The sequence below is a fragment of the Rhodopseudomonas sp. genome (genome assembly GCF_036404135.1).
Taxonomy (GTDB): Bacteria; Pseudomonadota; Alphaproteobacteria; order Rhizobiales; family Xanthobacteraceae; genus Rhodopseudomonas_A.
On the sequence record NZ_DASWPE010000098.1, the window covers coordinates 135,478 to 161,350 of the forward strand.

The 25,873-nt window shown below is 58.6% G+C and carries 25 protein-coding genes and 1 pseudogene; 10 read left to right on the top strand and 16 right to left on the bottom strand.

What is annotated here, in order from left to right; genetic code table 11:
- Positions 1-88 precede the first annotated feature (88 nt).
- Positions 89-319, top strand: coding sequence for a type II toxin-antitoxin system HicA family toxin (locus VGC77_RS12320; RefSeq protein ID WP_331171855.1), 231 nt, complete (start codon positions 89-91; stop codon positions 317-319).
- A complete protein-coding gene (locus VGC77_RS12325; protein ID WP_331171856.1) occupies positions 316-648 on the top strand; it encodes a type II toxin-antitoxin system HicB family antitoxin in 333 nt (110 codons plus the stop codon). The genes VGC77_RS12320 and VGC77_RS12325 overlap by 4 nt, the downstream gene beginning before the upstream one ends.
- Positions 649-703: 55 nt before the next feature.
- Here VGC77_RS12325 and VGC77_RS12330 read toward each other — a convergent pair whose 3' ends face one another.
- Complete coding sequence (locus tag VGC77_RS12330; protein ID WP_331171857.1) at positions 704-1,351, bottom strand: recombinase family protein; 648 nt, start codon at positions 1,349-1,351, stop codon at positions 704-706.
- A gap of 375 nt (positions 1,352-1,726) precedes the next feature.
- On the opposite strand from VGC77_RS12330, the gene VGC77_RS12335 reads away from it, so the two are divergent.
- The 5 genes from VGC77_RS12335 to VGC77_RS12355 all read left to right on the top strand — a co-directional run bounded on the left by VGC77_RS12335 (position 1,727) and on the right by VGC77_RS12355 (position 6,077).
- Complete coding sequence (locus tag VGC77_RS12335) at positions 1,727-1,930, top strand: YqaE/Pmp3 family membrane protein (protein ID WP_331171858.1); 204 nt, start codon at positions 1,727-1,729, stop codon at positions 1,928-1,930.
- Positions 1,927-2,637, top strand: a complete 711-nt coding sequence (locus VGC77_RS12340) for a hypothetical protein (RefSeq protein ID WP_331171859.1) — start codon at positions 1,927-1,929, stop codon at positions 2,635-2,637. The genes VGC77_RS12335 and VGC77_RS12340 overlap by 4 nt, the downstream gene beginning before the upstream one ends.
- A gap of 49 nt (positions 2,638-2,686) precedes the next feature.
- A complete protein-coding gene (locus VGC77_RS12345; RefSeq protein ID WP_331171860.1) occupies positions 2,687-4,240 on the top strand; it encodes a hypothetical protein in 1,554 nt (517 codons plus the stop codon).
- Between the two features lie 17 nt (positions 4,241-4,257).
- Complete coding sequence (locus VGC77_RS12350) at positions 4,258-4,458, top strand: hypothetical protein (protein ID WP_331171861.1); 201 nt, start codon at positions 4,258-4,260, stop codon at positions 4,456-4,458.
- A gap of 95 nt (positions 4,459-4,553) precedes the next feature.
- Positions 4,554-6,077, top strand: a complete 1,524-nt coding sequence (locus tag VGC77_RS12355) for a type IV secretory system conjugative DNA transfer family protein (protein WP_331171862.1) — start codon at positions 4,554-4,556, stop codon at positions 6,075-6,077.
- A 453-nt stretch (positions 6,078-6,530) separates the two neighbouring features.
- On the opposite strand, the pseudogene mobQ (VGC77_RS12360) reads toward VGC77_RS12355, so the two are convergent.
- From mobQ (VGC77_RS12360) to mobQ (VGC77_RS12410), 11 genes and pseudogenes are all read right to left on the bottom strand, one after another.
- Positions 6,531-7,127: pseudogene (mobQ, locus tag VGC77_RS12360) on the bottom strand (MobQ family relaxase); the annotation flags it as partial.
- 233 nt (positions 7,128-7,360) lie between these two features.
- Complete coding sequence (locus tag VGC77_RS12365) at positions 7,361-8,929, bottom strand: serine protease (protein ID WP_331171863.1); 1,569 nt, start codon at positions 8,927-8,929, stop codon at positions 7,361-7,363.
- Positions 8,930-9,265: a CU044_2847 family protein gene (locus VGC77_RS12370; RefSeq protein ID WP_331171864.1), complete on the bottom strand. Its 336-nt coding sequence runs from the start codon at positions 9,263-9,265 to the stop codon at positions 8,930-8,932.
- On the bottom strand, positions 9,262-9,873 hold the full coding sequence (locus tag VGC77_RS12375; protein ID WP_331171865.1) for an AAA family ATPase: 612 nt from the start codon (positions 9,871-9,873) through the stop codon (positions 9,262-9,264). The genes VGC77_RS12370 and VGC77_RS12375 overlap by 4 nt, the downstream gene beginning before the upstream one ends.
- Positions 9,870-10,664, bottom strand: coding sequence for a hypothetical protein (locus VGC77_RS12380; RefSeq protein ID WP_331171866.1), 795 nt, complete (start codon positions 10,662-10,664; stop codon positions 9,870-9,872). Before VGC77_RS12380 ends, VGC77_RS12375 begins: the two co-directional genes overlap by 4 nt.
- 118 nt (positions 10,665-10,782) lie before the next feature.
- Positions 10,783-11,343 (bottom strand): hypothetical protein, encoded by a 561-nt coding sequence (locus VGC77_RS12385; RefSeq protein ID WP_331171867.1) that lies wholly within the window; start codon positions 11,341-11,343, stop codon positions 10,783-10,785.
- Positions 11,344-11,601: 258 nt separating this feature from the next.
- Entirely contained in the window at positions 11,602-11,799 is a 198-nt protein-coding gene (locus VGC77_RS12390) for a hypothetical protein (protein ID WP_331171868.1), read from the bottom strand.
- 309 nt (positions 11,800-12,108) lie between these two features.
- Complete coding sequence (locus VGC77_RS12395) at positions 12,109-12,960, bottom strand: S1/P1 nuclease (RefSeq protein ID WP_331171869.1); 852 nt, start codon at positions 12,958-12,960, stop codon at positions 12,109-12,111.
- A 48-nt stretch (positions 12,961-13,008) separates the two neighbouring features.
- Positions 13,009-15,597, bottom strand: coding sequence for a DUF2235 domain-containing protein (locus VGC77_RS12400; protein ID WP_331171870.1), 2,589 nt, complete (start codon positions 15,595-15,597; stop codon positions 13,009-13,011).
- A 66-nt stretch (positions 15,598-15,663) separates the two neighbouring features.
- The gene (locus VGC77_RS12405) at positions 15,664-16,221 is read right to left on the bottom strand and encodes a hypothetical protein (protein ID WP_331171871.1); all 558 of its coding nucleotides are present in this window, start codon (positions 16,219-16,221) and stop codon (positions 15,664-15,666) included.
- 38 nt (positions 16,222-16,259) lie between these two features.
- Positions 16,260-17,786: a MobQ family relaxase gene (gene mobQ, locus VGC77_RS12410; protein ID WP_331171872.1), complete on the bottom strand. Its 1,527-nt coding sequence runs from the start codon at positions 17,784-17,786 to the stop codon at positions 16,260-16,262.
- 268 nt (positions 17,787-18,054) lie between these two features.
- Between mobQ (VGC77_RS12410) and VGC77_RS12415 the strand changes: the two genes are divergently transcribed.
- The 3 genes from VGC77_RS12415 (at position 18,055) to VGC77_RS12425 (ending at position 21,766) form a co-directional block, all read left to right on the top strand.
- Positions 18,055-19,806, top strand: a complete 1,752-nt coding sequence (locus tag VGC77_RS12415) for a type IV secretory system conjugative DNA transfer family protein (RefSeq protein ID WP_331171873.1) — start codon at positions 18,055-18,057, stop codon at positions 19,804-19,806.
- On the top strand, positions 19,772-20,695 hold the full coding sequence (locus tag VGC77_RS12420; protein WP_331171874.1) for a M48 family metalloprotease: 924 nt from the start codon (positions 19,772-19,774) through the stop codon (positions 20,693-20,695). Before VGC77_RS12415 ends, VGC77_RS12420 begins: the two co-directional genes overlap by 35 nt.
- Before the next feature lie 105 nt (positions 20,696-20,800).
- Positions 20,801-21,766: a lysozyme inhibitor LprI family protein gene (locus VGC77_RS12425; RefSeq protein ID WP_331171875.1), complete on the top strand. Its 966-nt coding sequence runs from the start codon at positions 20,801-20,803 to the stop codon at positions 21,764-21,766.
- Between the two features lie 13 nt (positions 21,767-21,779).
- On the opposite strand, the gene VGC77_RS12430 is transcribed toward VGC77_RS12425, so the two are convergent.
- Genes VGC77_RS12430 through VGC77_RS23685 form a run of 4 tightly spaced genes read right to left on the bottom strand, consistent with a single transcriptional unit; the run spans position 21,780 to position 25,768 of the window.
- The gene (locus VGC77_RS12430; RefSeq protein ID WP_331171876.1) at positions 21,780-23,717 is read right to left on the bottom strand and encodes a hypothetical protein; all 1,938 of its coding nucleotides are present in this window, start codon (positions 23,715-23,717) and stop codon (positions 21,780-21,782) included.
- On the bottom strand, positions 23,704-24,507 hold the full coding sequence (locus tag VGC77_RS12435; protein ID WP_331171877.1) for a PP2C family serine/threonine-protein phosphatase: 804 nt from the start codon (positions 24,505-24,507) through the stop codon (positions 23,704-23,706). The genes VGC77_RS12430 and VGC77_RS12435 overlap by 14 nt, the downstream gene beginning before the upstream one ends.
- A 4-nt stretch (positions 24,508-24,511) precedes the next feature.
- Positions 24,512-25,180, bottom strand: coding sequence for a vWA domain-containing protein (locus VGC77_RS12440; RefSeq protein ID WP_331171878.1), 669 nt, complete (start codon positions 25,178-25,180; stop codon positions 24,512-24,514).
- Positions 25,181-25,192: 12 nt separating this feature from the next.
- Positions 25,193-25,768 (bottom strand): DUF4236 domain-containing protein, encoded by a 576-nt coding sequence (locus VGC77_RS23685; protein ID WP_414709653.1) that lies wholly within the window; start codon positions 25,766-25,768, stop codon positions 25,193-25,195.
- Between the last annotated feature and the right edge of the window lie 105 nt (positions 25,769-25,873).

Below are 25,873 nucleotides of genomic sequence, written 5' to 3' on the forward strand. Positions count from 1 at the left end.
CATCGCAAAGAGGATCCCTGTCAGGAACTGTTGCCGCGATACTGGAATATGATACTATGTGGAGTTAAGTGGGAAGCACCGAGCTACCTTGGACGCGATCTTTGCCTCGCCCGAGCGCGCCAGCATTACCTGGAGCGACATTGAAGGCCTTTTCCGGGCTTGTGGCGCTGAGATCAGCGAAGGGAGCGGGTCGCGAGTCCGGGTCGCCCTTAACGACGTGCGCGCGGTTTTTCACCGGCCGCACCCGCAGAAGGAGACCGACAAGGGTGCCGTGAAATCCGTGCGCCGCTTTCTGACTGAATCAGGGATAGAGCCATGACGACGATGAGTTACAAAGGGTATGAGGCAGTAGTCGAATACGACGAGGATGCCGAGATTTTTCACGGCGAAGTCGCCGACCTTCGCGACGTGATCACTTTCCAGGGCAAATCCGTGGCCGAGCTGAAGAAGGCTCTTGCCGGATCCATTGACGATTACCTGGCTTTTTGCAAGGAGCGTGGCGAGGAGCCAGACAAACCGTTCTCCGGCCAGTTCGTCGTGCGCACCGACCCAGCCTTGCACAAGGACGTGTCCACCGCCGCCAGACGTGCCGGCGTCAGTCTCAACAAGTTCGTAGCCTCAGCTTTGGAGAAGGCCGTCCGCCGATAAGATTGCTGCTCGCCTTTGGCCGCCGGCTTTAGCCGACGCCAAAGCGCGTACACCTTTAGCGCCGAGCATCACTTAGGCCTGCAAGCGGACAGGGACCGCCTCGCGGCTCGTCCGAAGGCCCATTCGCCGCCATGCCCGGCCGACGGGAGCCTTTTGACCTCAGCCGCGAGATTGTCGAGCAACTGACCTTGTAGTCCCGCGCAATGGCCTTCTGGGACTCTCCAGCCAGGCATCGCTCCAGCGCATCCTTCCGTTCCATCGCGGTCATTTTCGGGCGGCGGCCGAATTTAACACCAAGCGCCCGGGCCCGTTCGCGGCCTGCGCTCGTGCGCCTGATGATGTCCTCCCGGGTCTTGCGCGCAATGTAACCGATCAGCGCCGCCAGCACCTCACCGAAGTCGTGCGTGGTATCGGCCCATGGCTCTGCCAGTGACTTGTAGCTTGCGCCACGCCTGGTGATCTCATCAAGGACAGTAAGCATCTTGAAGGGACCTCCCCGGGTCAATCGGTCCAGGGCAGAAACAATCACGACGTCCCCGGACCGTAACTTGCGCAGCATCCGGTTCAGGATCCGCCGATGATCATTTGCGCCGCTCTCCTTTTCGGAGAAGACATACTCACACCCGGCCTCCCTCAGCCGTTCCAATTGGATATCGAGTTCCTGACCGACAGTACTGACCCGTGCGTAGCCTAGGACCGCCACCGGCTACCTCCCGCGCGCCCATGCAGAAGTCCTGATTTTTGCAAGGCTCACGCGGTATTTGACGAAAATTTCTGCGTAGAGACAATTTTTCGAGTCGCGTCTGGCACTTATCAAAATCATTCAAACAATCTTCTCAGTCGTCCCTTCCCTTTCAATATGCGCTTACCGCTGACATGCGTAAATCAGAATTTCTGCATAGCGTCGGCATGGGTTTTTCAGGGGATTTCCATGCGTAGTCTCGCCGGCGCAGTCTACTCTCCCACCGACATTTTGCTCATCGCGACCCGCGCAGCTCATCATCCGCGGCCGCCCGGCCCGTCGCTGCCGCCGCCCGCATACGCCGCCCTATAGTCTCCCAGCCGAAGGAATAACTACATGATTGCCGTCGCAATTCTCTTGCCGTGGCTGGCGTTGATCATCCGTGGCCGCATCGGCCAGGGCATCCTCTGCCTCCTGCTGCAAATCACGGTCATCGGTTGGATCCCCGCCGCCGTCTGGGCGATCGTGGTGGTCAATAGCGACAATCAGGAGCGGCGGCATCAGGAGATGCTGAATGCCGTGCGCGGAGAACGGTCATGAGGATCGTTCTTGGACTGTTGCTTTCAGCGGTCATCACTTCGGCGCAGGCGGAACGGCTCTTCGTGCCGGTGTACGTCAAGGAGACGACGGCGGCGTGCCGCAACCTGGCGAGCCTGGAATATCGCGATCGTCTTATCCGTGAGCAGCGTGGTGAAACCCTCTCGGGCATCAACTCGATGTCGGCGTTCACGGGCGAATGCGGAAACGCCCCGGAAGGCCAGTGGATGTTCCTTGAAGGCTACCGGGGCAACTACGTCTGTCTCCGGCCGAGGGTCGGCGCCGATTGCGCCTGGGTCAGGCGGGCAGCCGTTGGCGAGATTGTCGAACTGTTTCCCGGGCGGACGTTCGAACAGGGCAACAAGAACGTGCCCTGCTCCAGCTGGTCCCAGGTGGTCGCGAAATCGCGCGCCACCGAAAAGGACTATACCCAGAAGTGGCGCGCCTCACGTCCGGCCAACCGGGCCGAGGATTTCGCCCTCGGCGTCCTCACCGGTGCGCTCGGCGTGGTGACGGGCGGCCCTGACAGCAACGACGTGCAGCATGCGGACGCCTGCGTCTATTATTTCGCGTCCGCGCAGGAGAAGGCCCGGCGGCTTGTCGCCTATCGATCGTGCCCGGCGCTCGGCGCCAACGGTCAGCAGGAAGAGGATCAGCGCGGCTACAGCGCAATGATCAGCCTCGTCAGTGACTCCTGTGTGCCTCATTGAGCGTCAGGTGGGTCTTTTACTGTGGACACTCTTCTCGGAGGTCTTTGTGATGCGTCCAGGTTTTCTGAAGATTCGGTGCGCGTGGCTGCGCGGAATCGGACTGCTTTCGGTATTCTGCCTTGTTGCGGCCAATGCGCATGCCCAATCACCGGAAAAGCTCTCGCAGCGCGAACGCACCTTTCTCGACCTGATCGAGGTCGGAGACGAGGCCAAGGCGGTGGAATACGCGAAAGTCGCCGAAATCAACCCGAACTCGATTGCCGGGGAACCTCTCGGCAGCTGGTTCTATGCCATGTTCCCGAACCGCGGTGGCACGCCCATTCAGCGGCGACTGAACGTCCAGCGGATCGTCTTTCAGACCTTCAAGCAGAACCCCAATCCGCCGAGCATCCAGAAGAACGCGATAGCCAGGTTCTGCAACTACGCGCCGTACAATGACAATCCGATGATGAAATTCGGCAATGCCGACGAGCAGCGGATGCTGGCAACACAAAGGTTCAACCAGCAAAAGCCCCATATCGATAACATGGCCGCGGCGTTCGACTCCCTGATCGGCTACGGCCTCCGGGACAAGACCATCATCAATGAGATATTCATTTCCTGCTTCTTTCACAACGCGGCGTCGTTGTCGGACGGGGTGGTTAACGAGAATGAGTACGTCTACGACACTCTCATCACCAAGATCCTGAAAGCGGGCGCGGACATCAATACCGAGGACGGTCCCGAACGCCCGATCCAGTTCGCGCTGCGGCTGGGTTACCCCGGCATCGTCGAACGCCTGCTTCGCGACGGCGCCCAACTCAACTTCGTGGTGCGCACCAACGCCTTTGACCACACCAATCCCTCCGAAGGCTGCCAGCCCCGGCGTAGCCGCTCGGTCTATGGCGCCATGTTCAACTACGTGGATTCGCGGAACGTGGAAGCCGCCTTGAGGGTTGTCAGCGCGCTTGCCAAGGCCGGTTATTCGCCGACGACCAAATACGGCTACACGGAAAACCCCAATGGCCAGATCCTCTGCCACTACAAATCGTTCTACGACGCGGTGGTCGATAGCGGCAACCTGCCCTACGCGGCGCGCATCAAGGAAATCGCCGACGGCATGGGAACGCCGCCCGCCCCCCCTGTGGACTCGCCGAAGCCTGCCGCGACGTCGACCCCAGCGCAGCCCGTACAGGCAGCCTTAACGGCGCCGCCCCCGATAGGCGCGTGGCGGTTCACCGTCGAGAATGGCCGTCCGGTCGCCCTGGCCAAGAGCGAAAAACCGGACGGCAGCCATCTCGCCGCCCTGAGACTGGAATGTGCCGCGGGTGGTCGCCTTGAGTATGTCGCGGTCGCCGCGAGAAACGGCTTCGATACCCTCTGGGTCAACGGCATCGACGACACCCTCCATACCATCCCGTTGGTTAAAGGCCGCGTGACGGGCGCCGACAACGTCCTGCTGTCGAAGGAATTCTTGACCATGGAAGGCATCGCCAAGCGCGACAACAGACCCGGTTGGGGGATGGAAATGAGCATCGATGGGCCGGAGGCCGGGATGCAGACCATTGAGATGGGCGGGTTTTCAAAGGTGCGCAGCTTCATGCTCTCCCAATGCAAGAGCTAATTCGAAAGGGAGTCGAGATGCGTTACGTCTGGATCGGATTTCATATTTTGATGCTGCTACTGGTCGTGATGGCGTTTGGCGGCGCATTCTCGGAGCCGGTGACCGGCAATTTCGCCCATGATAACGGCCGTACCATCATGCCGGTGATCGGCGTTGTCACGATCTGGGTTGTTGGCGCCATCATCCTGCGGGTCATGCGCAAATTCTCCAGCTACTGAAAACCTTGTCGGACGGCTGACATCGGACAGTAAAGGCCGCCCGCCTCGCGGGCAGCGCCGTTGACCGGCGAAGGCCCGGCCGACAGGTTTTGCGCATGGCCGTTTTACGCGCTTCATTCCGGTTGGCCGTCGTTCTCGTGCGGCTGGGGCTGCTGATCGTCCGCGTCCAGTGTTCGATCCTGTTTGCGCTTAGTCGGATCGTTATCGCGTGCTTTATGTCCCCCGCCATGACCCATGGATCGGCCCGCTGGGCGAGCTCGTGGGAGCTTTTGCGCAGCGGCGCACTCGGCGGCCGCGGCCTGATCGTCGGCAAGAAGTGGGGACGCTTTGTCCGGTTCAACCGCGACGGGTTCGTGCTGCTCTTCGCCCCGACACGGACCGGCAAGGGCTATTCGGTCGTCATCCCCAACCTGCTCACTTATCCCGGGTCCATCATCGCGATCGACATCAAGGGCGAGAACCAGGCGGTCACGGCCCGTGCCCGGGCGAGAAGGGGCCCGGTCTGGACCCTCAACGTCCTCGATCCGGCCGCCTCGGATTCCTTTAACCCGCTGGATATGATCCAGACCGGGACATGGCATGAGGCCGACGACGCCAAGCAGCTCGCCGACCTGCTGATCATCCCCACCCACGACGGCGAGCACTGGGACGAGAAGGCACGCGCCCTGCTCGCCACCGTGATGCTCTACGTGTGCCACAAGTACCGTGATGACCCCGAGCTCCGCACGCTGGCGCAGGTCCGCGCCCTGGCCGCACAGGACTGGCCGGGACTGGAGGCCACGCTGCGCGACGCCGCCACGCTCGCCTCCATCAGCCTGCGCGAGGAAGCCACCAGCCTGCTGGCGATGGACCGCAGCGACGAAATGAAGTCGATCAAGTCGACCATGGACAAGGCCACCGCGATCTGGTCGGTCGATAAACCCGCCGGCATCGTGTCGCTCCGGTCGGATTTCAAATTTGAGCAGCTGAACCGGCAGACCGGCACGGTTTATGTCATGGTGCCGGAAGAGAAGCTGTCCATTTACCGCGGCTTCCTGCGCGCCATCATCGGCTGCGCCATCTACGCCATGACCCGCCAGAAGCAGCACCTGCCGCCGATCAAGACCCTGTTCCTGCTGGACGAGGCGGCAGCCCTCGGCCGCATCCAGCCGATCGAGGACGGTGTCGGCTACCTGGCGGCCTACATGAACATGATCATGGTCTGGCAGGATCTCGACCAGCTCGAACGCACCTACAGCCGCGCCCGCTCCATCATCGCCAACGCGGGCTGCAAGGTGGCGTTCAACGTCAGCGACATCGACACCGCGCGCATGCTGGCGGACAGCATCGGCCACGCCACCATCCTGAGCCACTCGGCGGGCCGCTCACAGGCGAATGTGGATGTCGTACGCCATAATCTCAGCGAGGGCGTGAGCGAGGCGCCGCGCTATCTCCTCGATCCCGCGGAGATCATGCGGCTGCCTGACCGGCGGGCGCTGATCCTGATGCCGCGACAGGTCACCTACCCGATCCTGGCCACCAAGGTACGCTACTGGCTTGAGCGGCAGTGGCGGGGATTGTGGGACCCCTGGCGGGTCCCATTGCCTGACGCGGAGGCGCTGACGGCCGACCCCGACTAAATCCCGGACCAGGGTTTCCGCCAGGTAGCGCCGCCGGAAATCCCCCTCACGGCCAAGCCGCATGCCCAGGATGATCTGCCAAAGGGCCATGCCGTCCCCGATGCGCCGCAGCAGCGCCGGGATACCCACCGGCAGCGGGCGGTCCGGCTTGACTTTCTTCAACCGGAGCGGCGCGCCCGGCTCCCAAACCGGCGGCGCTCTCTTCCTCGGTTTGTCCAATTGCAGCAGATGGCGGACGTAGGCCTTCTGCCAGCGCTCCAACCGCTCGCGCGCCTGTTCGGCGTTGCCGGCCAGGATGGCCGCGTTCCGCTCCGCCCGGTCGGGCTGATCCTTGCGGATAGCCGGCCTGCGGACGGTAAATCGCCGTTGTTCGCGGCCGAGATGGATTTCCGGCCTGCGCCGCAGCGAAGCCTCCGCAAGCCGGTCGCCGCGCTGAGATGCGCTAACCCGCTGAGCCTCCAAGGTCCGGTGGTCGACCTGCGCGCCGATCCCCGCTCGCGCCAGCGCGCGGTTCTGGTGCTCGGCCCACATCGCCCGCCACGCCACCAGCAGCCGGTCGCTGTTCCACTCCCGCGTCTTGACCGCCCGCAGCCCCGCCGGTGTCGCCTGCCGTAAAACCAGCAGGATATGGGCGTGGTGGTTGTGCGGATGGTCGCCCTTTTCCAGAACAGGCGCATGAATGGCGACATCCGCCACCATGCCGCGGCTGACGAAGGCCGCCTGGACGAAGCTTAAAAGCAGTTCCCGCCGCTGGACGGCATCCAGTTCATGCGGCAGTGCCAAATTGATTTCCCGGGCGAGCTGGGCGTCCTTGCGCCCCTCCATCCGCTCGACCAGATTCCACAGGTACGACCGGTCAGCCAATCGAGCATCGGCGCCGAGAGGGAGGATGATCTCAGCTGATACGACACCCCGGCGGTGGCTGTAGTCGTGAACCTCGCCCGTCCGGCGATCCCTGATCTTCTCTCCGGCCCGGTAAGCGGCTGCGGCAAGGGCCGATCGCCCCTGCGACCGCCGAATGATCTGTACCGAGAAGTGGTAGCTCGCCACAGGCAGAGGATCGCCGCCGCACGACTACATGTCAAATATTTCAATGAATTGTCGGACAAAGCTCAGGCCGCAACACCGGCTGTGACTTGGCCGCCACGCGTTGAGACGCGGCACCTATGTTGGCGCAGCCAATGTATAAGTGCGCTATTCAACTGGGATATATCGTTTGACGTTCCTCAATACCGCCGCTGCATCGCACCTATGGGCGTATTGGTCGGTTGCGCTTCTCAAGTTCACTTTAGGTACACCTCCATGGCACCTAGTATTGCATCTACCACGCCATCATCAGGAACCCGCAGCTGAGTTTCATCATTCGGCCGCACCACACCAGCACTCGGATGAACATCGCCAAGAATTACTTCGACAAATCGAGACGCAGTTGGATGAGACCTTAGTGAACGCAGCCCGTCCCAGCTTAGACTCCGTTCGAAAAGTGATCGAATACCGAGTCTATCGAATAGCGCATTGATTTGCCGAAGCGACAACGTCAATCTCTGACCATCCACAGTGCGGCGATTAAGGCCGCAATCTAGCCTGCCCATAGCTGTGTCATTGAGAATGAACGCGCGGTACTCCTGAAGATAACTAAGCAAATATTCGCGCGAGAGAAAAAACGCGAGTTGGGACCGCTCGTGTGGGAGCAGAGAGACCCTGAGTTCGCGCTCAACGAACTCCTGTATAAAGGCGCGGTTGTCGAGCAGTGCGGGCAAATTTGCAAACCTGTATTCTATGGATTGTGCAGTGTGTCCCTCCCTTGTCAGACGGTCAAAAATTGTCGAAAACCACGATGACGGGTCGCCTACACCCGTTTTCCAAGATTGGGCAATGTCATTGGCTGTCGAACGCCATACTCGCGGAATGATTGGGATGGAGGTAGCGCTGACAACTTCGGGAAGTGAGCCATAGTTCGGTCTATCCCTATACTCTCTCTTCTGCTTGAGCTCAAAATATCCGTCCAAGCTCAATGTCGGATTGGCTAGTTGTAGCATGCCATTGCGTAGAAGTGGCTCGATCGGCCTAAGTATATCGCTCAAGCCGTCTAGTTCGAAAAGGTACGACGCCGGCATAATCACGCAATCTGTAGCGAAAAGAAATGCATACCTGAAATAGATGGAAATGGCGTCGCCGATTAGCTTGATGTCGGCATTCAAACCGTAAAGACGAAGTATTTCGGGGTTTAGAACCTGGACGAAAATGCGGCTGCCGGTCTCATCCAACTGAGGAGTGTCGGCCAACTCGTCCCCGACGTAGAGTCGGAGGAAATCTGAGATAGCAGACAACGGAATTATATATGTAACGGCCTTCTCTTCGTCGCGTCCTTGGATGACGCCAGCAGCGCGACCACCAACCACAAATGGCCCACCGCTCATTCCATGAGCTACGGGAGTTGAGAGCGCTAGCGCGTTCGTCAACCCGTAAAAGGATTGCCATGCGGCCTCCCTTAAGTGAATATCGGTTCTATGATCTGCATAACCTGCGAGGGTACCACGCAACAACTCCGGCCCTAAATTGAATAACTCCATTCGAGGACGCAAAAGCCAACCGTGCGAACCTAACGAACCATCGACATATAGCAGAGCTATGTCTCGACTTTCGTGATTTACGGTCTTGATAACCTTTCTTACTCCCGTCCACGACGCTCCTGTGACAAACAAATCATTTTCAAAACGGCCGACAACATGCTTGGCGGTGAGCAGACAATGCGGGGTTATCTGAAATCCAGAACCGCGAAACGATTCGGATGCATAGCTTGACCCCTTCCAAATTCTGGCTACAGACCTAACCCATTGCGGCTCGCGCATTCATTCCTTCTTCCAAGTCGCTGTTATTTTCAATACAGCCTTCGCCTCCGAGCTTACCAGCACTGGAATGGGAGACGTTTTTCCCGCGAATCCGATTTCAAATTCCACCTTCCATTCATCAGGTCCATGTTCAAGAAGAGCATCCCTTCCGACGTTAACGACGCTACGAATTGTTTTATTAAGGCGCCCAATTGCGTCCTCGACATCGTCGGCTACGCCGGTGGGTACCGCCCCTTCAGGAAGATCTTCAATCCCGTAAGAAGGTAGATCATCTCGAGTTATGAGTTCTACAAGAATTGACGTGCCATCTGGTGCCGTAATTGTTCCCAATTTCATGAGTTTACTTCCGAGACTATTGAGTTCTTTTTGTAGGTATTTTCAATATTCTGAATTATGGCTTCGACGGCGCGGTTGGGCTCCAACTGAATAGCGTCGACGTTCCAACCTGAAAACGCTTTTTCAAATCCAGACAGCACCTCAAGATCAACGACCGGATCCGTATCTCGGAGAGCGTCATTCATAGTTTTTGGAAAAGCTCGAACCGGTAGATAGAAGATTAAATCATAGGTCTTCACATACGATCTCCCAAAGTCAAAAATTGCGTCCATAAAACTGCAGCCACGGGCGTCAAGCTCTGAAAAGCGCGCCAGCGAATAGGCATATGTATCGATGACGCTACGATCACCTACGACTATCTGTGCGCTGAGGCCCGCACGCATTTCTTCCGCAATTTGAAGGCCAAGAACCTCAATTTCCATTTCTATCGAAAGGTGCCTTCCAGCTAGCAGCAAAGACTGCCGGGCAGACTCTGGGGCAACCACGGCATTGAGACCGCTTTCACGTAGCCTTGCCACTACGGCGTGGCATAAGGTCGTCTTCCCGCTCCCGTGTATGCCAGAGATCGCAAATCGAAAAGGCCGATTTCCGCTGTAATTCGAAGTCATTCGATCTCATCAATTCTTGAGATTTTTGATGCGTACGCCGAACGCTCTTTCACGACCAGCGAACCATCTATCGGTCCGTCGGCGGATGGAAATAATCCGCTTTGTGGCAGGTCCCAATAATGTGCTTCGATCCGAGCTAGCGCGTGATACTTTTTTGGCGCCTGTGCCTGCGAACCAAAATCCCAACCCGCTACCGAGATGCCGCGATCGTGATAAACGGACCGTGCGCGCTCAAGATATTTTGGCGATGCAATCGTCTGGTTGTGCAAAAAGGCAATATCGAATCCATTTTGTGCTATTCCAAATGCCGCGAGGCCAAATAGAAATATTGGCTCGATATTGCGAGTCAGACAAAACGAAGTGATACGCTGCGCTCCGACAATCGTTCCAGCATAAGATAGAATTATGACTCGCCTCAGCGAATGGGCTTCCAGATATGCTTCAAGCACTACGCGAACCGTCTCACCGCTCGCAATAGTGTCGCCAATTAGAAGGGTCTCCGTTGCCGCATCAAAATTAGCGAAGTGAACCTTTACGGTTACGCCTTCCTCCGAAACGTTCGTTCTATTGGTAGCAACGAAGTTGATTGGCAGGTTTCTTCTAAAAGCTAACTCATACGCTGCATGAAGAAAGTAGTAGTACCCCTTTGTAAGGATCATCATCTCGGAAACATCTGACGATTCCGCTGGCAAGAGTGGTTTGACATGACGCAAAAATAGTACGCTTGCTTCGCGACATTCGCGGACAAAGTCCAGCCCAAGGTTCTTACGGTTGAACAGCAAACGCTCCAAGGGAGCGTTCTCACATACGAAAAGATTGGCAACTCCATCAACTCTTGGAGCGTAGGCCGCACTACCTTGGACAGTAAGATCAATCATTGAAAACAAGGGTGAGAGGGAAAAACGACATTCAATTTGGAAATAACAATCTCATTGGAAGGTCGTTTGGCAATAGTCGTTCTCGATAGGCGGCGATCGCTTCTTCGAGTACTGAATCGCTGATACGCGGCTGGAACGTCGGTAGCTCGTCTCTTATCCATCTGCCTGCCGAGGTGAAATCGTCAACCACGGCGTCAAGCAGTGACATAAAATGCGGATGAACGTAGTTTTTCGCCACCCCCCCTCTATACTCAACGTTCGATTGCCGGTAATACGAGGAGGGAGGAAGGACACCAATCACCGCGCGCGAAAAGTGCCGACCGGCCAAAAGTTCAACGCCGATACCGATACCTCGACGCTCTCGCGCGTCGATGATTACAACATCGCATTGTTGAATTTGAAACATGTCGCGTCCAAATAGCGGCAGATGATCATCCAGATTCGTTACGGGATCGTCTGGGTTCAGAAAGTCAATCTCAACCGGTCTCGCGCCATGGTTTACTTGGGCTCGCTCAGTATCAGACCAGCAGAGCTTCTTAGTATCAGCAGGTCCCTTTTGGATGCTGCCAGAGCAATAAACACGTCGCCTCATCGCGCCCTCCCCAATATTCCAATTATCATACCAAAATCAATGCAAGCAACTTAAAAGTGTGGCAAATGACCTTACTACAAAGTTGAATGCAGGAAATTGATACGACATCCTCCCTGCAGGTCTTCGTATCAAGCGATGAACGAAGATATCGAGACTCTCTCTCAATAAACTGCGCCCAGTATGACGCGCATTGGAGGTGGCCCTTCATTGGAAGGCTCGTGTGCGAGCCTCCCTTGGCCGGCAAGATGCCGGCCTGGATCATCGGTGCCCCTCCACCGGCTTGGGTTCGCGGATCACGAGCCGACCGCTGACGGGCGTCGCCGTCAGCGTGATGTTGAAGCCCTTGCCGTCCTCGTGCGGCCAGGCGGCGCCGACCTTGGTCCAGAAGGCGTTGTCACCTTCGCCGTCCACCACGAATACTCCGTGCGGAAGAATGTTTTTCGGTTTGCGTTTCATGTTTGTAGTCTCCCGTTGGTTTTTCCGGCCACATCCATCGCGGCCGGTCGGGAGTTTCAGAGGCTCGCAGGAACGAGCGGACGCGCAACGGAGGGTCCGGCCGAGGGCCCCTCGGGGATACGGCTGGATGCCTTGCGCGTTTGCGCTGCGGGACTAACTCACGACAAAGAACGGCCGCGTGGTGGTGGACGGCGGGAGATGAATGAACGACGCCAAACCTCGCTCGAAACGATTCCGCATGGTATCTACGGTGGCAGACGGTCAGATAACGAGGCCAAGCGCTTCGAGATGCCTGCCTCGTGAAGAGCGCTACGGCACCGGGCACTGGTTGGATGAATACGCCTCGTTGAGGAACCGGGCCAAACGCAATCCCGCGACGCCCAACTGGCGGTCAAGAATCGGCAGGATCAAGGTATAGTAACTGTCATCGAGCACCTTACTCGCGGGTACAAGATTCCACACGGTCTGCGCCGCCTTATGGGTCTCGATGGCCCAGTCGGCCGTCGTCCCGGCGTCGATGCCCGGCGCTTGCGCCTCGGCGCTCGTGAGCCAGCCGGTTTCCAGGCGATCTACATAGGCGCCCCAGTCCCAGACGGTTTTCATGATCAGGCCAGTGTCCCACGCCGCATGAAAATTGGAATGCGCATGCACCGGCTGACAGGTGCCGGTGCAGGTCAGGCCCGCCATGAACACGTCCACCTGAACACCATTGCCGCCCCGTTCTTCAAGCACGGTGTGCAGCGGTTGATGGACATCGCCGACAAAATGCACCGCGAATTTCAACGCCTCGATTTTCAAATCGTCAGGCGCGCAGCGGAGATCATTCTTGAGACGGTCGAGTTCGGCCACAACGCAATCGCCCTTGGCCGGATCGTTCGTGCAGTCCCGCACTACATCATAGGCATTCAGCGCGATCGGAATGTCCACGAAATGCCAATTGTACGTCTGGGGCCGTGCGTCACGGACGTCGTCCGCCCAGCTGCCGACCGATGCGAGCGAATGCCCGGTCCCCAGCACCTCGCTGACCTGCGCCGTCGCTTGCGGGGTGAGTCTCCGCTGCGCAATTTCCGCGATTATGGAATGCCCCTCCTGACCCCATGCCCAAGCTTGCGAAACGGGCGCTGCGACCAGCAATGTCAGTAGAAACGTCGATCGCCTCATGGCTTTCTCCATACTCCGAAAGACACGTCTATTGATCCGCGGCATTAGCTACTTCTCCACAGTGACCTTCGCTTTGCCCGTGTTGCCGATCCAATCCGCCACGAGCGTCTCGTATCCCCAGAACCCGAGCATTGGCTTGTTGAGGTAGATAAAGAGCTCCCCATCACGTTTGGGACGGAAACCTTCGGAGACGAATTCCGCCTTATCCGGCACCGGCGGGTTGATGTCATAGGCTGACCGGTCGTCCGTCTGTTCGGGCGGCGGCCGGTCGAGGAAATCCTCTTCGTTTCCTTTGCCGCCTATCCGGAGAATGATGCTTCCCCAGGGACGGTCAAAGGTTCGTCGCAGCGGAAACAACAGCGCGAGCGCGACCGACCTGAAAAATGAAAGGTGAGAGACCGGTTGACCTCCCATGTACGATTCCTCGCCGAAGAAAGTCCACTTGCCGGTGGCTGAAACATTGTCTTCCTCTGGAAGCCGCTTGACCGAGACGAGATATCTCTCGCCGGTCCTGAGGAAAACGCCGGTTGAAATGCAAATGTTGTTCGGCAGGTTGCTTGCCTCGCGCGCCGTATCAAAGACCAACTCAACCTTTTCCTTGCCTCCGACCCGCTGAAAACCGTCATGTCCGGTGTTCAGCTGCGTATTTTCAGTGCAAAAACTGCCAAGACTGTCGCGCATATTGAAATGGTAATGGCTGCCGAAGGCGACAGCGAGATAGAGCAACCCAACGGCTGAGACTGCAGGCGCGATCCCGTATTTGAAGGCGTGAAGGGCGGCTTGATACCAGGGCGCTTGCCTGAGTTTTCTGACAGCGGCACCGGGCAGGAAGTAGACCACCAAAAACGTTGCCAGAACGACTCGCACGGGCTGGGCCGTATAATCGAGCAGGATGTCGTTCGCAGGCTCGGGCAAGGCCAGCCACCCCAATCCCCACCCCCAGCCGAAGAGAGGATAGCAAAGCAGATAGAGGATCACGCCGACGAAGAGCGTGCTCGCTGGCAGCGATGAGACCGGCGGCGACTTCGGCGCCGCGGGACTGTTGCTCGCAGGCAGATACTTGATCCAGAGGAGCCGCATGCGGTCCTTGATCGAGCCTGCGAGCTTGGCACTCACCCAGGTAAGAAATGCAACAAGGAGAGCCCAAACCAGGAACCATGCCGGATCCCTTGCGTAAGCATCGATCCATCGGGAGGCCAGCCCAGGAAGGACGGTTCCGACCAACCTGATGGTGTCAGACGCCCAGCGAAACGGTGTTCGGAGTTCCTGGAAGGGATAGCTGTCCCGGAACAAGGGATAAAGCAGCAGATAGCCCGTGGCAAAGACCGTGAGGAAGTAGATGGCTCGCTTGCGCCAGACGTAATCCCAGACCTCCTCTTGAGCTCCATGTCGTAGCGTGCCGCTATCTTTTCCCTCGGCAAGAGCGGCGCTGTTTGGTTCAACGTTCGTCAGGATAGGCGCAATGGGCGGCGGGGGTTTGGGGCTCACCAGGACATCCGTTGACGTCACTACCTCATAGTCAGCTGGGAGAACGATGGGCGCATAGAAATGGGCGCCGACTTTGATCCTGCCGAACACGGCCTCATGAATCTTGGGCTTTGGCGCCCAATTTTCGTGTTTCGGCATCGCCGCATAAAAATCCGCCATTTTGCGCGGGCTGTACCTGTAGTAGCCACCAAGTCCGCTGCGGGAATCGTAAAGCCGCCCATCCTTGTCCTTGGCCGAGTCGGTGCTCAGCAGGGCGTCGGGTTCAGCATCCGGCATGTCTTTGAACTGAAGTCCGGCATCCTTAGCCTCGGCCATCATCCACGCGAGGGCGATGTTGGCGAGGGAGTCGTCGGGATACCCCCCACCGACGTTGGAATGCACGCCGGCAAACCAGACCTGCAGCAATTGCTCTTTGTCGGTCGGTCGGCTCACCCCGCTCGGCTGGGTATTGGAGGGCGTCTCATCCCACAGGACCGGGTGAAAGGTCGCGCGCTCGTCATCGATCGCGAGGGCGTGTCTCGCCTTTTTGATATTTGTGTTGAAATTCTTGTTGGGCAATTCAAGCGGCCAAAGCCACTCACTGACGCCCCGGGTCATTTCATCGATGGGCAAACCGTATGCCGCAACGGTGTCCCAGACACCAACAAACTCGATTGAGGAGATGGGGGTTTCACAGGATTTGTAGAACCTCTTGTCCAGGATGATCTGGGCCAGACGAAATGGATATTGGAGATTCCAGATCGGGTATTTGTTGTGGCGGTAGGCGCGAAAGGCTGCGCGGGCTTTTTTGTCAAGCTCCGCTTCGTTGGCGAAATGCACCAGCCCCTGGTTCAAGACGAGTCCGACAACCACGCGGATCGTAAAGGCGCCTCGGCTAAAGCCAAACGCGAAGATCTGGTCGCCAGACTGGTAATTCCGGCAAAGAAATTTGTACAGGTTGATGACGTTCCGCTTGAGGCCCCAGCCAAACACACCACCGAGGATCGCAAATGGCTTGAACGATGACGTTCCGACGCCATCGTCGTAAATGGCGATTTGATCCGAGCCTTTCAACTCCAGTGCCTGGAACAGTCGCCAGACGTTGGTCCGCCATACTTTTCCGGCGGCATTGCCTGTCCCATCGGAGAGAAGAACAATCTTCTTTGCCATCGCAATCTCCCAATTAAAATACTCAAATGAGAATCTGAATATCGGCGCGCTGAATGAATACGAATTTCAAATCGACTTGCTGGCAGGAAAGAGCCACAGAACAACGTAGAGGACACTCAAAAATCCGACCTGCCCGATGGCCGCGCTGACAGACGCGAGTTTGATGGCGGTGAGGGTTTTCAGCACACCGAACGTTGCGTCGGTCAGCGGCGTGAACAATTTGAAAATTGCTACGACAACGGCATCCTCGGCAAGATCTGAGACCATGTATCCAACCGGAAACAGCCACCAGACCCAGGCCGGAACGTTGGAGAGGAAAGGAAATGACCCCGCCAGCGCCAGGGAGGAAAGCCCCAGGAGGAGACCAAGACTGACAAGGAAGGCGATATCGAGCGGGATAAGGGTCGGAAAGACATAACCTGCGATGGCGTCGTGATTACCCGGCTCCGATAACCATTGGGAGAGCGTTTCCCGACTCAGCAGCCTCGGTTTCTGGGAAGGAATATAGTTCATCCGCTCAATGAATCGGCCGCTGACATCCTCGCCATATTTTGGCGTGATCACGTATTTGAGGATCAGCGTCAGGCCAATGGTTATGACGAACAACCCAAGGACGCTCTTCATTTTCATCGTCCCCTAAAGTCATCACTCTTGCAGCAAGCTCACCGATCGCGCTCGCGCTCAGGCCCGTCGGTCCGCGATCGCTCGGTTTCTCGGTCCCCGAGCCAGTCCAGCCGATCCTCCCGCCTGGCCGCGGCCGGCGTTGGCGAATGGGCCGCATCCAACCAATCCAGCCGATCCTCATGGGGCGCCAGCCGATATTTATCCGTTCCTCTCTCTGACACCTCGATATCATTCTGCCGATCGACGGCGGCGCGGGCCTCCACCCGTTCTTCCACGGGCATGCGCTCCGGCCTTGGCGGCACAGCCGCGCGCGATGCCGGCCGCCGCTCCTCGAAAATAAGTCTCTCCTCCGCCTCTTCCAGTTCACGTGGATGCAGAGGCCGCCCATCCGGATCCGGCACCGGTTCAAGCCCAGTCCGCTCCGCTTCCTGAAGCCTGAGCTCAGTCAGCTTGGCGTCGAATTCCCGCAGGCTGGCTTCGACCCGTTTCCAGTCATCGAGCGGATGGTCTGTCCGGTAGCCGTCCGCCTGCATGCGCTCCCGCACCGCGTCATGCAGTTCGCGCCAGACCGGCAAGAGATCCTCAAGGACTTCCTCCCGAACGGCCGCCCCGCGCTCCACATCCGCAAGCAGCTTTTTCGCGGCCTCCCCGACCCGGATCGGATCCTGGTTTTCAAGCCGGATGCGGTCTTCATTAGGCCGGGGTGGATAAAGCTCGGGCCCCCAGAGCCGCTTGTCAACCTCCCGCCAGAACGTGCCCCATTCCCTGGCCTCGTCCGGACTGAGTCCGGGAACGGGCTCCCGCCGTTCCGGCGGCCAATCGGGCCGCCCGGACAGCAAGGGAAAGCGGTCGCGCACCCTGGCCTCGCCCAACAACTCGCGCCGGGCCTCAAGCGTATCATGCTCGATCATTGGTCTCCCCCATCGCCGGGCCCGGCGTTCAGCCGGGTCCGGCCCTCGATGAACAGTCGGTAGTTGGTCGATGCCACGGGCCGCATGACTGCGGGCGTCGATCTCGACGCCTGCGCCCGCCTTGCCGAGGGCGTCGTTGGCGATAACCGCCCAGGCCTGCCGCGCCTCGGTCACGAAGGCGAGGCCATCCGCCTCGCGCATCTTGAGTTTGAAGCCGTCCGCGCCGACGGCGCGGGTGGTCAGCATCAGGTGGACGTGGGGATTGCGCAGAGTACCATCGTCATGAATGGCGATGTCGACGACGTGACCCCGGGTCACGTACACGTCGGCCATCGACCGGGCGACCTCCTCCCAGGCTCGCCTTGGGAGTTCAACCGGCAGCGCGAACTCGATTTCCTTGGCGAGTCGCGCGTCCTTCCTCTTCTCCGCCGCCTCGACCGCGTTCCAGAGCTTGGCCCGGTCGGACATCCAGGCAGGCGCCCCCGGCGGTAGCCTGATCTCGGTGAACACTACGTCGCGCTTGCCGCCGAACGCGCTGTCCTTTTCCTCCGCGTCGTTGGGCAGGGTCTCTCCTGCCCGGTATGCCGCGGCGGCGACGGCCGACCGGCCGTCCCGGCGGCTGATATTCTTGACGTGCAGGTGGTAGATGGCCACGGGCATCTCACTTGGCACGATAGCAGCGCGCCCCCTCTTGGGGCGCGCCGGGTCCAGGGTGTCCCTGGCGCACTAGCCGGTTTTCTCCGACGCGCCTCTCCGCGTCGGTCAGAAAACCGAGCTACGCGTCGCCGCCACCTCCAAAACTCAATGCGTACATGTTGGCGGCGATGCGTAAGTGCGCTGTTACTTCGGAGATAGTGTCACACTTTGCGATTGTGTCACCAGATTTCTCCCGTTAGCTTGATGGACGGGCAAGGGGTGTCGCGTGAGTAGTCTGTTCGATTTGTCCAGGGAGCTGGGGGCTTTCCGGTCGGCCGCGAAGTGGGGCCGCTGGGGACTGAAGGCGGGCCGGCATTGGCGGGCCAGCCGGGTGCGTGCGCGGATCGAGGCGGAGTACGATGCCGAGACCGCCGAGGCGGTCGCCGCCGCGATCACTTCCGGCCGGAACCCTGAGCCGATCCTTGAACGCGCCAGGCAGCGCAAGGCGGAAGAGGCCCACCGCGACAAACTTCTGAGTCACCCACCCCCGCTCCATGGCTCCGCGGCCTGGGCGGCGCCGACCGACCTCGCGCGTTTCCTCAAGGGCCGTGACGGGTTTGATACGCCGTCGTCCATTTTGCTCGGGACCTACCTGGAGGACGGCGGTCAAGCTCCGAGCGGATTCGTGCATTGGGATGGCGATGGCCACCTGCTGACCCTGGCCCCGACCCGCTCCGGCAAGTCGGTGACGACGATCATCCCGAACCTGCTGCGCTACCGGGGCAGTGCCGTGGTGCTCGACCCGAAGGGAGAGCTCTACGAGGCCACTTCGGCCTGGCGCGCGGCCAACGTCGGTCCGGTCTACCGGATCGCCCCGTTCGATGACGGCAGCGATGCCCGGACGGCGAATTTCCCGCGCCACGGCTTCAACCCGCTCTTCCGCCTCCGCTCCCAGCACCAGGCGCGGGGGCTGGCGCAGCTGATGTTTCCACGTGATCCGAACGGTCAGGAGTTCTTCAACGACGACGCTGTCAGTTTCCTGACCGGCCTGATCCAATACATCCTCAACGCCGCGCCGCCCGACCGCCGCAATCTCGGCACGGTACGCGAGGCTACCTCCGCCCCGATCGACCGTTTCAAAAGCCTCGCCACCCACATGGCGTCATCGCCGCTGGTGGCGGTGCGGGAAGCCGCCAACAACGTGCTGGGCAAATCCGGTGACCGCGGGCTGCCGAACCTGCGGGACACCCTGCATAGCAAACTGGCGCTCTGGAGCGATCCCGCCCTGCTTGCCGCCACTGACCGCGACGACGTCGACTTCACCAAGCTCAAGGACAGTCCCGCCACGGTCTACATCACCGTACCATTGAACCTTCACGAGGCTTATGCGCCGTTCATCAAGGTGCTGCTCAAGGCGGCGCTCGACGCCATGCTCGACAATCCCGCCCAACCGAAAATCCCTGTCCTCTTCGTTCTCGACGAGTTCCTCTCGCTCGGTCCGTTCGCGGATTTCCGCAATGCCATCCGCACCCATGCCGCCGCGGGCGTCCGGCTGTGGTTTTTCCTCCAGGACATGGGCACGCTGGAGGAGCACTACCCCGGCAAGGCCTGGCATGCGTTCCTCAACACCTCGGTGAAGCAGTTCTTCGGCATTGACGATCCTTTCACCGCCGAACTGGTCGGCCGCTACCTGGGCAACCAGACTGTCGCCTATCGCAGCACCCAAAGCGGCGCCAACGTCTCGGCGCAGATGGGCAACTGGACCAGCGACGGGTCGGCGGGCGTGGCCTTCTCCAGTGGCGAGAGCATCCAGTTTCTCGGGCGTCCGCTGATGACACCGGATGAGGTCATGGCCCTACTTTCCGACTGGCATGCCGACGGCACGCGCACCGGCATCATTCACATTCGCGGCCCGCGCGCCTTCAAGGCCCGGCTGGTGCCCTACGATTTCAGCGAGACCTGCCGGTCACGGCTGGGCGCATACCGTGTGGGGGGCAAAACACATGCAACAGGAGCAAACGCGCCTTCAAAGGCTTGATCCGTCCCGGCTCAAACGCGGCGGATTCTGGCACAAGATCGTCCTGATCTTCAGCGCGGAGATGGGGCTTGTCATGGGTACGATCTTCAGCGGCGGCGTGGGCACGCCGCTCCTGGCCGGATTTCTGGTCGTCCCGTTGTTCGGCCTCACCCTGGGGTTCGTCGGCCTCAGCAGGGCAAGGGACAGGATCGTCAAGGCAACGACGACTAACCTCTTGCCCGACGACCATCCGCTCACCAAAGCGGTTCACGGCATGGCCCAAGAGCTTCACCTATCTGCAATGCCAAAGGTCGGCGTTTATCCAGATAACGACATCAACGCATTCGCCGCCGGATCGGGACCCAAGAAGGCGGTTGTGAGTTTCAGCCAGGGGCTCCTTGATCGCTGCACCAACAGGGAAGTCCTGGCCATCGCCGCGCATGAGCTGGCACACATCGCCAACAACGACATGCGCCGTATGCAGTACGCGTGGTCATTCCAGAATGCGCTGACCTGGTACATGATGTTCGAACGCGCGCGCACAATGGTCCGCTGGTTACTGAGCACCCTTGGCGAAATCCTGATCCTGAAGCTTTCCCGCAAGCGCGAATTTTGGGCGGACGCGACGGCGGCAGCACTCCTCGGGAAAGAGGCGATGATCGAAGCCCTGCGCCGCCTCGATGGAGATCCCATCGAGCCGCCCGCCTCAAAGCTCGCCTATGCCCGGCTGATGATCCGGTCAAATCCGAGGGAATGGTTTGCCACACACCCCACCATTGCCAACCGGATTGCAGCGTTGGAGCAAGAGGTCTACGTTCGAAAGCTGCCGTTCCTCTCCGAAGCGCGCCGAACGCTGAAGAGAGAGCCGCGAGAACGACGGCTACACGAAGCCGAAGACATTTCTCATTAAGCGAGCCAACCCATTTGAGATCATAGTTCTCCGATGTAATGTCTGGGGTGCACCTCATCGGTGACGTCCCCCTCTGGAGGCAATCATATTAAACTGGTTACAAGAATGTCCGTTACCCAACAGATCGTCTTCGCCTTGCTGTTGACCGGGATGGTGAGCATCGACACGGCCAAAGCGCAGGATCGCGGTCAAATCGGAAGATGCTTATCCATTCAGGATATCGATGAGCGGGTCGACTGTCTTGAAAGCGGCGGAGCGCGACCAGGCGTCTCTGCACCTTCTCTTCGACCCGGAGCGGCCACGACCGGCCCCAGCTTCGATTGTCGGGCAGCAACCCTATCGATCGAACGCGCGATCTGCGGAGATCAAACCTTGTCCGAGTGGGACGCCCGGATGATGCTGCAATATCAACAAGCACTTCGGTCGCGAAAAGGATCCGAAATCCAGTCGCTCGTTGAGGCCCAACGTTTATGGATTCAGCGTCGGAACGGCGCTTGTAGCGGGATCCCCGGGACTGCCATCTGGTCTTGCATTCTAGAAATGACTAAGCAGCGCATTGCGGCTCTCTCAAACCCTGCCCGGCCAACCGACACGCCAAACCTTACGTCCCAGCCCTCTTCCACCTTACTACCTCGGGGACAGGATGTGGCGACTAGCAGCCAACCGCCTGCACCGCAAAATGGGCCGGCGACCACAGTAGTCCCCAACTCCAACTCTTCCCCGGCCAATCCAACCTCAGAAGGCACAAACCCGCTGTTGTTAGTCATTTTTGTGTTGGGCGCGATCATCGGCGGCATCACCGTCGGAAACAGCATTCGGCGGCGCACACTCCGGCAAAGCCTAATCGCAAAATATGGCGAGGGAATCGCAAATCGCATACTGGCCAGGCAGATTTGGCAGGGAATGACAGGCGAACAGCTCGTAGATTCCTGGGGTGCCCCCGCGGATAGGGATCACGAGATCATGAAGTCAAAAACGAAAGAAACGTGGAAATACCAACAGTACGGACGCAACCGGTTTCGCAATCGCGTTTTTTTGGAGAACGGTATGGTCGTTGGCTGGAAGCAATAAAATGGAGTAACCGTTAGCTGGAAACGGCCCTGTAGTTCTTCTCCGCCTGGAGGTATGTTGCGTGAGCAGCCTCGACTGGAGCCCTTAATTGCGATCGAGCGCTGAGAATTCTCGCATGGAGTTGACCAAGCTCTTCATATCCGGCTCGGATCGCCTGCTCGATCTTTCGACGGTCCAGCTCAATCGCGTGCTCAATCTTGTCGATCTCGCGCCGATCAATGCCGGTGGCGGGGTTGAACACGAACCGCGCTTCGATTGACCGGCGCCAACCATACAACACAGCGCACAGCTTTGGCCCGAAGCCAGGCACGGACTCAACCGCAGGGCTGAGAAGATCGGCTGCCGTCTCAATACCGTAAGACTGTAACGTGCGCTTGCGACCATCGCCTATTCCGTCCAGGCTCGCTTTCTCGATCTCGAAATTATCGAGGAACCGTGCCAGTTGAACCTGCTTGACCGACTTCCGGAGATGATCCAGCTTGGACTTCTTTTGGCTCGGCAGCTTGTCGATAGCAACTTTCAAGCCCAATAATTCCTGCTTCTTGTGGTCAAAACTCGCCGATCCAGCCCGTTCGGCCCATTGCTGCTCTGCACGCTTCCATGATTCCTTTGCCGCCGCTTCCGCTTGTCTAAATTTGTAGACGTCCGTCGATTTATCGAGCCATCTGCGCGCGCCGAAGAACGTTAGGAGGGCCGCTATCAACAAAAGGAGTGGCGTAGGAGCGCTGAACCCTGCGAAGACTCCCACGGCGCCAACGAAAAGAGCCAATCCGAAGGCAATGATGTTCGCTCTCTTGAACGAGTTGGCCACAGAAATGGCCTCGGAATCTGGGGCAGGACTGGGCATATGAATGTCCGGCGCGGGACCGGGACTGGCCAATGATTCAATCTGACGCCACAGTGTGGTTAGATCCCCAGTAGGCGTGCCGGTTCCAAGCGACACGAATGGAAATAACTCAATTCCAGTCGCTACTTCCATCGGACACCACGGGCATGCGATGTCCTTGTGATACCAATGAGAGGCGTTCGCGCCACACTGCTTCAGATTCTTCTCAAGCCTGACCAGTGCCTCGACCCACTCTCTTGGTTCAGGCCTCCCGCCCTGGATCATTTGCTTAGCAAATGCCCGCTCGAACAGAAAGGCGACCTCGTCACCTACGATTGACAGGGCAGGCGTGTGTGGCGGTCTGTCCATCTGCACGTCGGCTCGCATGGCACTATATGCAAACCTAAGCTCTGAGATCGCCTTCGGGATTGGCATGTCACCCCGTCCGAGGAAACGTCCCGCAAAGGGATGACGTCCCATGAACAGAAGAAGAAACGCGACGATTCCAAGCCCGAAATTGTCGTGATTGACGGTCCGCACGACCTCCCGGAGGTTCTTTCCTTGGAGTTCGGGCGGCGTAAATGTCTCCACTCCCACTTCACAAGGGTATCGCTTGCCTTTCGCGATTACCTGGTAGCTATCGCAATCGATCAACCTCACTGTCGCATCGTTTGCGACCAAAACGCTCCCTTCGTTGATGTCACCGATAATGCAGCCAATCTCGTGAACTGCTGCAAAAGCGCGCGCTGTGTTCGCACATGTTCGTACGAGGAACCGCCAGTCGGCCCTCTGGAACTCCACAAGCCGGCTCTTAGGGCTGTAGAGCTTGTGGATGTCCTTAGCGTTACCGATCTTCGGCATGAGAAGTCCGACCGGCGCTCGACTCGACTTCGACAGCAACAGTCCTATGGGCCAAGCCGAAACTTGTTGAAGGGCACCGGTTGAGTAAGAGGCCATGATTTCAATCTTGGAAGCGCGATCGGCAGAGAGCGGCTTGTGATAAACCTTGGCCACCAAGTCGTCCGACGCTACCACGTCGTATACGGTTCCTTCACCGCCTTTGCCGACGATATTCGCCAGTCGGACTTCCCGGCCGGACGTATCGATAAGACTAGGTAGCTGCATTTGTATCGCTCGACGTCGAAGGAACACAGGTCGCGATGACCAGTGATTTATCATCATCGGTCCGTTCGCAGATGCGATCTGAACCAAGATAGCGCGCCAGACTCTCTGAGAGGCCGTGGTCTAATCCCTCGGTTGCGACCTCTCTTACAGGTCCAATCATCGCATTGAAGAAGGGGTCATGAACCGTTTTCGTCGCATAGTTAAGAACAAGACTTTCGATCCCATCGGAAAATGATGAAATGCTTACGACCTTCCGATTGACGCAGGCAAACTCCATCGCTGCGGCCGCATCAGGGGATGTTACAAAATTCGTGCTGTTGATATACTCGCCGTGCTGAGGCCAAAACACGTAAGACCACCCATCATCACCTTCCTCGCGAACCACCATCGCCCCGTCACCCACCTGTATGAACGCTGCGGATTCGGTGCCAACTATTGCAATCAGAAGCGTACAGGCAAACTCTTTTACTGACGTCTCAGCCTCAGCGGCAATGCCTGATAGTTTCGATTGAATTTGTGCCAGCCAGTTAAGGGCCACTTCCCGCTCAAGTCCGGCGATTTCGGCACCTGTCTCAAGGTAGTTGGCAATCAGGTCGGTCACTGTCGCAACCGCATTGTCTGATCCGATTTCAGAATGGGCGGCGCTACCTGCACCGTCCGAAACCGCAACGACCAGAGCGGGCCCTCGCGTTGCCTTCACTAACCTCACACGCACGCTATCTTGACATGGTCGGCCTGTTTTCGCATGTGACGTGCCCGCCACCGACGCAGCGGCAATTCGCCATGTCATGTAATTAGACTTCAGCCCAACCGGTAGGCGGCGCCAACGACACGCGATCTCCGGTGTTTGAGGCGGACACACGACTCAGAGAACCCGACAACCACATAAACAGCTCTCGGAAGTTAAGCCCATCCAGCTTGAGGGGGCCTCGTGGCGCCAGTTGGGCGAGGATTCCCATGTCCGCATTTGCAACCCCGATAGCGAAGAACGAAAACTCCTTCTTCTCTTCGCCTTCGCGGACGCGCTGTGCGGCTCGTTGCCAGCTATCGGTCGGAGCACCATCTGTGATCAGAAATATCCAGGGCCTGTAGTATGAAATTCCGTTTTCCTTGTATCGCGCCTTGCGCTCTTTGAGCATGTCGAGGCCCTGCTCGACAGCCGACCCCATTGGCGTATCACCCGTCGTCGATAGAGTGACGGGCTGCCAGAAATCTGGTGTCTGAAAGCCAGACTCAATATTTACAGGCCCAAATGTGACCACAGCAATTTCGACGCGTTTCATCGCCAGCGCGTCGGTGGCAAGTTGATCTCTCAGGGTGGCGATGCCGCGATTAAGTTCGGAGATCGCGCGGCCCTGCATCGAATGTGACGTATCCAAGAGCAGCAGGCAGGGGCATCGGGGCTCCGGATTGCCAACGAACTCGACTTCACTTCCAAAAGCGACTTGCTCAAAACCGGACATTGTTGCTCCAAATCATTCTCGGGGCAGTATTTGTAGTGGCGGACCAACACCTTCAACTTTCGCCTTCGGACGAGGGCGTGGAAGCGGAATTGGCCCATCGACTGCGGTAACGTTTTCAGAGCTAATTTTTGCGATGGAGCCCGTGATGTCCGCAGCTCCTGATGCAGGCTGCGACGCGCTTTCGTGCAACATAGTCGTTGGCCCAGTGGACTGAGTTGCGATGTACAGCAGGCCTAACACGAATGCGGCAATCACAAGTGGCGTAGCTGAATAGCGCCTCCGGGACGGCAGTGAGTTGGCAAGCAGGTTTGCCGGATTTTGATGGGACACATTCGTGGTATAGGAAATTCCCGATCCGGGAATCCCCACTGTAACCCGCGAGCCTTTTGAACCGATGTTGTAGATAAAGCCCCTGCCGCCAAATGAGACACTCGTTCGCCTCAACCCGACGTTCAGGCGCAACCCCGGAAGTACCTTGATCGACCGTCGAAAGCGAAGGCCCATTTTCTCCCCCTGGTAGAAATATTGGGGTACATTTCCGCATAATGCAACCATCGCGTCCCCATGCGGGAGCGTCTTTTGGAGCATTCAGGTCTCACATGCGACGGAACCGGAAGGGAGCAGACGCCGCTTGGCCAGCGACGGCGAGTGTGTCCATGCATCGTCCCGTCGGGTCCGACGCATGAGAACCGC

Bases quoted from the DNA above. Each gene is read 5' to 3' on its own strand.
- VGC77_RS12405 (WP_331171871.1), bottom strand. From the start codon at position 16,221: ATGAAGAGCGTCCTTGGGTTGTTCGTCATAACCATTGGCCTGACGCTG.
- VGC77_RS12420 (WP_331171874.1), top strand. From the start codon at position 19,772: ATGCAACAGGAGCAAACGCGCCTTCAAAGGCTTGATCCGTCCCGGCTC.
- VGC77_RS12365 (WP_331171863.1), bottom strand. From the start codon at position 8,929: ATGCGCGAGCCGCAATGGGTTAGGTCTGTAGCCAGAATTTGGAAGGGG.
- VGC77_RS12400 (WP_331171870.1), bottom strand. From the start codon at position 15,597: ATGGCAAAGAAGATTGTTCTTCTCTCCGATGGGACAGGCAATGCCGCC.
- VGC77_RS12425 (WP_331171875.1), top strand. From the start codon at position 20,801: ATGTCCGTTACCCAACAGATCGTCTTCGCCTTGCTGTTGACCGGGATG.
- VGC77_RS12395 (WP_331171869.1), bottom strand. From the start codon at position 12,960: ATGAGGCGATCGACGTTTCTACTGACATTGCTGGTCGCAGCGCCCGTT.
- VGC77_RS12345 (WP_331171860.1), top strand. From the start codon at position 2,687: ATGCGTCCAGGTTTTCTGAAGATTCGGTGCGCGTGGCTGCGCGGAATC.
- VGC77_RS12325 (WP_331171856.1), top strand. From the start codon at position 316: ATGACGACGATGAGTTACAAAGGGTATGAGGCAGTAGTCGAATACGAC.
- VGC77_RS12340 (WP_331171859.1), top strand. From the start codon at position 1,927: ATGAGGATCGTTCTTGGACTGTTGCTTTCAGCGGTCATCACTTCGGCG.
- VGC77_RS12350 (WP_331171861.1), top strand. From the start codon at position 4,258: ATGCGTTACGTCTGGATCGGATTTCATATTTTGATGCTGCTACTGGTC.
- VGC77_RS12390 (WP_331171868.1), bottom strand. From the start codon at position 11,799: ATGAAACGCAAACCGAAAAACATTCTTCCGCACGGAGTATTCGTGGTG.
- VGC77_RS12375 (WP_331171865.1), bottom strand. From the start codon at position 9,873: ATGACTTCGAATTACAGCGGAAATCGGCCTTTTCGATTTGCGATCTCT.
- VGC77_RS12370 (WP_331171864.1), bottom strand. From the start codon at position 9,265: ATGAAATTGGGAACAATTACGGCACCAGATGGCACGTCAATTCTTGTA.
- VGC77_RS12355 (WP_331171862.1), top strand. From the start codon at position 4,554: ATGGCCGTTTTACGCGCTTCATTCCGGTTGGCCGTCGTTCTCGTGCGG.
- VGC77_RS12430 (WP_331171876.1), bottom strand. From the start codon at position 23,717: ATGCAGCTACCTAGTCTTATCGATACGTCCGGCCGGGAAGTCCGACTG.
- VGC77_RS23685 (WP_414709653.1), bottom strand. From the start codon at position 25,768: ATGCTCCAAAAGACGCTCCCGCATGGGGACGCGATGGTTGCATTATGC.
- VGC77_RS12385 (WP_331171867.1), bottom strand. From the start codon at position 11,343: ATGAGGCGACGTGTTTATTGCTCTGGCAGCATCCAAAAGGGACCTGCT.
- VGC77_RS12440 (WP_331171878.1), bottom strand. From the start codon at position 25,180: ATGTCCGGTTTTGAGCAAGTCGCTTTTGGAAGTGAAGTCGAGTTCGTT.
- VGC77_RS12435 (WP_331171877.1), bottom strand. From the start codon at position 24,507: ATGACATGGCGAATTGCCGCTGCGTCGGTGGCGGGCACGTCACATGCG.
- VGC77_RS12335 (WP_331171858.1), top strand. From the start codon at position 1,727: ATGATTGCCGTCGCAATTCTCTTGCCGTGGCTGGCGTTGATCATCCGT.